This window comes from Zhongshania sp., assembly GCF_041584495.1.
In the GTDB taxonomy this organism is placed as follows: Bacteria; Pseudomonadota; Gammaproteobacteria; order Pseudomonadales; family Spongiibacteraceae; genus Spongiibacter.
In genome coordinates this window covers 56,889-64,550 of the sequence record NZ_JBFHDY010000008.1, presented here as the reverse complement: position 1 = coordinate 64,550, position 7,662 = coordinate 56,889, and the positions used below count along the sequence as shown (strand labels likewise).

Below are 7,662 nucleotides of genomic sequence, written 5' to 3'. Positions count from 1 at the left end.
TTATGTGTCGCATCATGTCCGCTCCGTTTTGCTCAGCCACATATCACGCATGCTGCCATTAGGAGCGACATGCATTGGGTATACGTGCTCGTGGGGATCTACGTGAATATCCATAAACACCAGATCATTTTTACGGGCAAAGGCTTCTTTCATTGCCTCTTCCAAATCGCTTAACTGGGTCACTTTAATGCCAACATGACCATAGGCTTCGGCTAGCTTAATAAAGTCAGGCAGTGAATTTTCGTAAACGCTCTCGGAGTAGCGACCGTCGTATTGCATGTCTTGCCACTGCTTTACCATGCCTAAGTAGCCGTTATACAAGCTAATGATTTTCACCGGTATCTTGTATTGGGCGCAGGTCGACAGCTCTTGAATATTCATCTGAATACTGCCTTCGCCGGTCACGCAGGCAACGTCTGCATCTGGGAACGCCAGCTTGGCACCCATCGCCGCGGGCAAGCCAAAGCCCATGGTGCCGAGACCACCTGAGTTCAACCAGCGGCGCGGCTCATCGAATTTGTAGTACTGGGCGGCAAACATCTGGTGCTGACCAACGTCTGACGCGACGTAAGCCTTACCGTGAGTGACCTTGCACAGGGTTTCAATAACCTGCTGGGGCTTAATAAACGGTGTAGTGATATCGTACTGGGGGCGAACCCACAGGCCGTGGGTGTCACGCCACTCATCGATTTGATTCCACCAGTGTTTAAGCGCTTCTTTGTCTGGCAGCGTTTTATCTGCTGCACGCATTTCGTGAATAACGGCCAGCAAATCGTTCAACACGGAATCGACGGGACCAACAATTGGCACGTCGGCGGCAATGGTTTTAGAGATCGCCGCTGGGTCGATGTCAATATGAACAATTTTGGCACCGGGGCAGAACTTGCCGGTAGTATTGGTGACTCGGTCGTCAAACCGCGCGCCAACCGCCAAAATCACATCGCTGTGATGCATGGCGTTATTGGCTTCATAAAAGCCGTGCATACCCAACATACCAACAAACTGGCGGTCACTCGCAGGATACGCACCCAGCCCCATCAGGGTGTGGGTTACCGGAAAGTTCAATTCCCGCGCCAATACCCGCAATTGCTCAGAGGCATTGCCCTGCACAACACCGCCACCGGCATAAATGATTGGCCGCTTGGCAGACAACAGCAAACTTGCCGCTTTTTTAATCTGCCCAGAGTGCCCCCGGGTGGCTGGCGTGTAAGAACGCAGCTTAACCTTTTTGGGGTAGTTGTATTCAAACTTGTCGTGAGGATTCGTTAAATCCTTAGGCAAATCGACAACCACCGGACCGGGACGACCAGTAGTGGCGATATAGAATGCCTTTTTAATAATTTCAGGAATATCTTCGGTGCGCGTGACCTGAAAACTGTGCTTAACGATCGGCCGAGAGATCCCGACCATATCTGTTTCTTGGAAGGCGTCTTCACCAATTAGGTGCGTGGCGACCTGACCTGACAACACCACCATTGGAATGGAGTCCATATACGCCGTAGCGATACCCGTAATGGCATTGGTAGCACCGGGACCGGAGGTGACCAGCACCACACCGGGCTTACCGGTAGCGCGGGCATAGCCGTCTGCGGCATGCGTGGCCGCTTGTTCGTGACGCACCAGTATGTGCGGCACCTTGCAGCTTTTAAATAAAGCATCGTAAATATGCAGTACGGCGCCACCTGGATAACCAAAGATGAATTCAACACCCTCGTCTTCCATGGCACGTGCGATCATTTCGCCGCCAGATAACAATTCCACTGAAATACCCTCGATTCAGTTTGAATACGCAAAAACTTGTAAAAAAATAGCCCGAGCGACAAGCCCGAAACTCGATTAACAAGAACAAAGATGTCGAAACACATTACCACCGGCCCCAGCCGACACGGCTGAAATCCGGGCGAAACGCCAAAATGCTGCTGAGCAGCGCTTATATGCAACGCGGGATAACGCGGTACGGGCAATCTCGCAACACAGGTCATGTGTCTGCAGAGTGAATGGAACTACTGCTGTAGCCGTGCAACACGATGAGTCGCACTCTGTACTTTGGCCGCAGGTAAGCGGCGCGGAAAACAGCCATTTGCTACCTAAAAGGTAGACCCCGTATTTTTTAACCTATGGCCTCTTATGTCAATACCATATTTCCCGTAAATTCACGGGATCGGCAAGTATTCCGTTCAATTCAGCGCAGTCGGCCACAGAATACACTCGCGATTTTTCTTCCTTGAGTAATATCTGCCATAATCTAGGCAACTTATCTTTACGGCAACGCCCCACTATGAATAAGACACTATTACTCGTAAGCCTATTTAGTACCCTCGCCGTGGTGAGTTTAAGCAGTTATGCGGATAAGAGCGGCTACTACCGTTGGAGCGACGACGAGGGCAAAATCCACTTTACTCAGCAGCCGCCAAATGGCCGGACATCGGTTTTCATTAAAACCTCGAGCGGGATCAGTTTAGACAGCGATGTTAGCAACAGCGAGAGCCGTGTTGAGGTTGCAGACAATGGCGACGAGACGATGCCTGAAAAAATGGAAGTGCTGCCGCCCAAAAACCCAGAGCTGTGCACCAAGGCCAAGGCCAATATGCAGTCGCTTGCCGCCAATGGTGCCCGCATTCGCATCAGCAATGCCGACGGTAGCAGCCGTTTTTTGAATAGCGAAGAAATAAACGAGCAGAAGAATCGCGCCCAAGAGGTCATCGAGATTCACTGCGACTAGCGCACAGCCACCCGCGAGTTATAAGCGCTATGCCTAAGGCCGCAAATCGCAGAACGTAGCGCTGATAAATCCGGCTCTCAGCCAAGCTGTAGAGAAGGGGCGAAACCAGCAGTATCAGCTACGCGACCTCAACACCAAGATTACAGAGGAAGCATGGCGCGAGTGCTAGCCCCAACTCGCAAAGTAGCAACCCGCGTCACGGCCTTAATTAACCGCTGACAAGTCGACAATGGCCTGAGCCTCGAAGTTCGAGGTGACATTGACGCCATTGGAAGCCCAGATCGCTATAGCCTTCTGCACCAGGAACCACCCGTGCAATCGCCGTGTTCATATGCAGCATTTCACCCAGCGTGGTCAAATTTGCCGGTGAGGTAAATTTGCCGGAAGCTCGCTGAGTTTAGACGCGCTTAATGCTAAGACTTAAGGCCTTGAGTAAATCACTGTAAGCGCGGCGCTTTGAACACTATTTTGCCCTCGGCCACCGTCGCCTTGATCACCTGCCCAGCAATAAATTCACCTTTTAATAAACTTTGCGCCAAGGGGTTTTCAAACTGCTGCTGAATCGCCCGTTTTAATGGCCGCGCGCCGTAGACGGGGTCAAAACCAATATCTGCAAGGCGATCTAAAGCGTCCTCACCCACCTCTAAACGCAGCTCCCGCTCCGCCAAACGGCTGTTTAGAATGCCCAGCTGAATACCGGCAATGGCCTGCACTTGGGTGCGATCCAGTGGCTCAAAGACCACCAGCTCATCGATGCGGTTAATAAACTCTGGGCGAAAATGGCCAGACACCACACTGAGTACGGCATCGCGAATTTGCGGGTATTCGCTGCCCGCAACCGTCATTTCTTGAATAACGTCGGAACCGAGGTTAGAGGTCATCACAATCACCGTATTGCGAAAATCGACCGTGCGGCCTTGGCCGTCGGTAAGACGCCCATCATCCAAGACCTGTAGTAATATATTGAACACGTCGGGGTGCGCCTTCTCAACCTCATCTAATAACAACAACGAGTAGGGACGACGGCGCACTGCCTCAGTGAGATAACCGCCCTCTTCATAACCAACATAGCCCGGAGGCGCGCCAATTAAACGCGCCACCGAATGCTTCTCCATAAACTCCGACATATCAATGCGCACCATGGCATCTTCGCTGTCATAGAGGAACATCGATAAAGCTTTACACAGCTCGGTTTTACCAACGCCTGTTGGCCCCAAAAACAAAAAGGAACCATTGGGGCGATTGGGATCACTCAAGCCCGCGCGGCTCCGGCGTACGGCATTTGAGACCGCGTCTACCGCCTCGCTCTGACCAATTACCCGCTGATGCAGCTCATCTTCCATGCGCAGTAGTTTATCCCGCTCGCCTTCCAGCATTTTGCTGACGGGAATCCCGGTCCAGCGCGACACTACTTCGGCGACTTCTTCTTCAGAAACTTTGTTGCGCAGCAATTGCATGGTGCCATGATCCACCGCATCCGCACTGGCTAACTGCTTTTCTAACTCTGGGATTTGGCCGTATTGCAGCTCTGACATACGGGTTAAATCACCAGCGCGGCGCGCCGTTTCCAGCTCAAGCTTGGCCTGTTCTAAATCCACCTTAATTTGCGCAGAACCTTGCAATGCGGCTTTTTCACCCTTCCAGATTTCATTAAGATCAGAAAACTCTTTTTCGACCTTGCCGATGTCGGTATTCAGTATTTCTAGCTGTTTTTTTGCGGCAAGATCATCATCTTTTTTCACAGCCTCGCGCTGAATTTTCAACTGAATCAAACGCCGTTCAAGCTTGTCCATCACCTCTGGTTTGGAGTCAATCTCCATACGAATACGGCTGGCGGCTTCGTCGATTAAATCAATGGCCTTATCAGGCAGCTGCCGGTCGGTAATATAGCGCTGGGATAGTTTAGTGGCAGCGATAATCGCTGAGTCGGTGATGTCCACACCGTGATGGACTTCGTAGCGCTCTTTGAGGCCGCGCAAAATCGCGATCGTGTCTTCTTCGGAGGGTTCTTCCACCAAAACTTTTTGGAAGCGCCGCTCCAGCGCGGCGTCTTTCTCAATAGATTGGCGATACTCATTTAAAGTGGTGGCGCCCACGCAATGTAGTTCACCCCGCGCCAAGGCCGGTTTGAGCATATTGCCCGCGTCCATTGCGCCCTCGGCTTTGCCCGCGCCGACCATGGTGTGCAGTTCGTCTATGAACAGAATGACTCGGCCTTCTTCCTTAGACAGTTCGTTAAGCACCGCTTTTAGGCGCTCCTCAAAATCACCACGGAATTTTGCACCCGCCAACAAGGCGCCCAAATCCAAAGAGAGAACGCGTTTGTTTTTCAGCCCCTCTGGTACTTCGCCATTGATAATGCGTTGCGCCAAGCCTTCAACAATCGCAGTTTTACCCACACCGGGCTCACCTATAAGCACCGGGTTGTTTTTGGTTCTACGCTGTAAAACTTGAATGGTGCGACGAATTTCATCGTCGCGGCCAATAACGGGATCGAGCTTGCCTGACTCGGCCCGCTCAGTTAAATCGATAGTGTATTTGTCCAAAGCTTGGCGCGACTCTTCCGCCGAGGCATCATCGACGGGTTGACCTCCACGCACTTTATCAATCGCAGCATTGAGTGCGCCTTTTTTAACGCCACTGTCAGCAAGGAGCTTAGCGGCTTCGTCGCTGGACTCCAACACTGCCAACAACACTAATTCACTGGAAATATAACTGTCTTTACGCTGCTGCGAGAGCTTGTCAGTGACATTAAAAATGCGCGCCAACGCCGGTGATATGTGTACATCGCCACCAGCGCCCTGCACTGTCGGCATGCGTTCCAGCGCCGCCGCAATACTCTGCTCCAAAACGGGAACATTCGCACCTGCTTGACTTAGCAAAGGTTTGGCGCTTCCCCCCTGCTGCTTAAGCAAGGCACTGAGTAAATGCACGGCTTCAATGTATTGATGGTCTTTGCCCAGTGCCAGCGACTGAGCATCTGCAAGCGCAGTTTGCAAAGAAGTAGTAAAACGATCTATTCGCATTTTAAGCTCTCCGACAACAGTGACGAGAAGGCAAAGCCCTCATTAACCATGATGTATAAATGGGGGAGCAGAGAGCATATTTCAAGATGGCTACGGGTAATCCCCTAGTTTCGGAGCCTAAGACTTGATGTAAATCAGGCTTAACTGGCGGCCAGTGACGCCGTCGCGACGAAAGGAATAAAACGCGTCTGTTTCGGCAAAGGTGCAGCGTTGCGCGCCACCCACCCAGCCCACGCCGAGGGCGAGTAATTGCGCCTTGGTCAATGCGTACAGGTCGGCATGATAATGGCCAGCCTTGTTGGCTACGGGACAAAACCCGGCATGAATCTCCGCCGGTGCTGGCCCAGCAAACCCGGTTTGAAATGCCTGATAGACCTCGCCACCCACTTCAAAGTGAGCTTGGGATATGGCCGGGCCAATCCACGCCAGTAGTTCCGAGCTTGGACAATGAAAAGCGCTTACGGTATTTGCCAAAACCCCCGCGCAAAGCCCTCGCCAACCGGCGTGAGCCGCGGCGACCTGACTGCCGTCGCGGCGGCAAAACAACACCGGCACGCAATCGGCGGTTAACACCCCACAGCCTAAGCCAGGGCGGCGAGTAATACTGGCGTCCGCGTTCACTGCGCCTAGCGGCGATTGCGATGGTAGGGTGGCGACGTCGATGCCATGCACCTGATTCAGCCAGCCTATACGGTCTAAACCTTGGCATTGCGCGACTAACTGACGACGATTTTCCGCCACCGCCGCCGGGCTATCTGCAACGTGATCGCCAAAATTAAAGCCTTCATACGGCCCCGTACTCGCGCCCTTAAAACCCGCGAAACCACTTCGGGTGGTCGACAGCGCAACCACCGATTCTGGCGCAGGCCAATCCGGCCTAAGCCACACTCAGCGTACATCCTCGGTAGACAGTACCGCCAACAAGCCCTTCATATCTTCTGGCAGCGGCACTTCCCAAGACATGGTGTCACCGGAAATGGGGTGCTCTAGCTCTAAACGACGCGCGTGCAGCGCCTGACGACCAAAGCCGCGCAACTGGGTAATCAACACCTCACTGGCGCCCTTGGGCAAGCGCGGGCGCCCAGCGTAGAGCGGATCACCAATTAGGGGGTATTTAATATGCGCCATGTGCACCCGGATTTGGTGGGTTCGGCCAGTTTCAAGGAAACAGCGAATATGGGTGTGATTTAAAAACCGTCGGGTAACACGATAATGGGTAATTGCTTCTTTACCACCAATTTGGCTCACCGCCATTTTAGTGCGCTGACGCGGGTGCCGGCCCATCGGTTCATCTACCGTGCCGCCACCGGTCATAGTGCCGAAGACCACGGCATCGTATTCCCGGTGCACTTCTCGCGCCTGAAGCTGGGCGACAAGGCTGGTATGCGCCTCTAGCGTTTTAGCGGCGATCATCAGCCCGGTCGTATCGCGGTCGAGACGATGAACAATACCCGCGCGCGGGACGGCAGCGATGTCGGGGAAGTGATTTAGCAGTGCATTTAATAATGTGCCATCGGGATTACCGGCACCGGGGTGCACCACTAAACCTGCGGGTTTATTTATCACCATGACATGTTCGTCTTCATAAACGATATCAAGCTCAATTTTTTCGGCTTCCCAGCGTACTTCCGACTGCAATTCGGCGTGCAATGCCAGCTTATCGTCCTCGTAAACTTTGTCGCGAGTACGCTGAACCTCACCGTTGACGGTGAGCTCGCCGCTTTTTATCCAGGTCTGGAGGCGCGAGCGCGAGTACTCTGGGAACAACTGGGCGGCCACTTGGTCAAAACGGTCGCCATTGAAGCCTGCAGGAACAATTTCCTGTCGTTCTATAATTTCGGTCATAGCTGATTCTTTATACCATCTGCGTGCTGTGTTTAAATAGCAGGCCCTTGCTACGGTAGGGGGTCATCG

The 7,662-nt window shown here is 52.9% G+C and carries 5 protein-coding genes; 1 reads left to right on the top strand and 4 read right to left on the bottom strand.

Annotation, left to right across the window (positions count from 1 at the left end; genetic code table 11):
• Positions 1-12 precede the first annotated feature (12 nt).
• Positions 13-1,761, bottom strand: a complete 1,749-nt coding sequence (locus tag ABYP33_RS02920; RefSeq protein WP_008251434.1) for an acetolactate synthase 3 large subunit — start codon at positions 1,759-1,761, stop codon at positions 13-15.
• Between the two features lie 517 nt (positions 1,762-2,278).
• Here ABYP33_RS02920 and ABYP33_RS02915 point away from each other — a divergent pair.
• Positions 2,279-2,722 (top strand): DUF4124 domain-containing protein, encoded by a 444-nt coding sequence (locus tag ABYP33_RS02915; RefSeq protein ID WP_373088200.1) that lies wholly within the window; start codon positions 2,279-2,281, stop codon positions 2,720-2,722.
• A gap of 437 nt (positions 2,723-3,159) precedes the next feature.
• Here the strand turns inward: ABYP33_RS02915 and clpB are convergent, their stop codons facing one another.
• The 3 genes from clpB to rluD all read right to left on the bottom strand — a co-directional run bounded on the left by clpB (position 3,160) and on the right by rluD (position 7,593).
• Positions 3,160-5,748, bottom strand: a complete 2,589-nt coding sequence (gene clpB, locus ABYP33_RS02910; RefSeq protein WP_373088197.1) for an ATP-dependent chaperone ClpB — start codon at positions 5,746-5,748, stop codon at positions 3,160-3,162.
• Positions 5,749-5,865: 117 nt separating this feature from the next.
• On the bottom strand, positions 5,866-6,636 hold the full coding sequence (gene pgeF, locus ABYP33_RS02905) for a peptidoglycan editing factor PgeF (RefSeq protein ID WP_373088194.1): 771 nt from the start codon (positions 6,634-6,636) through the stop codon (positions 5,866-5,868).
• The gene (gene rluD / locus ABYP33_RS02900) at positions 6,637-7,593 is read right to left on the bottom strand and encodes a 23S rRNA pseudouridine(1911/1915/1917) synthase RluD (RefSeq protein ID WP_373088192.1); all 957 of its coding nucleotides are present in this window, start codon (positions 7,591-7,593) and stop codon (positions 6,637-6,639) included.
• Positions 7,594-7,662: the final 69 nt, after the last annotated feature.

What these genes read in the sequence shown, in the direction of transcription:
- rluD (WP_373088192.1), bottom strand. Translation starts at nt 7,593, where the DNA reads ATGACCGAAATTATAGAACGACAGGAAATTGTTCCTGCAGGCTTCAAT.
- ABYP33_RS02915 (WP_373088200.1), top strand. Translation starts at nt 2,279, where the DNA reads ATGAATAAGACACTATTACTCGTAAGCCTATTTAGTACCCTCGCCGTG.
- clpB (WP_373088197.1), bottom strand. Translation starts at nt 5,748, where the DNA reads ATGCGAATAGATCGTTTTACTACTTCTTTGCAAACTGCGCTTGCAGAT.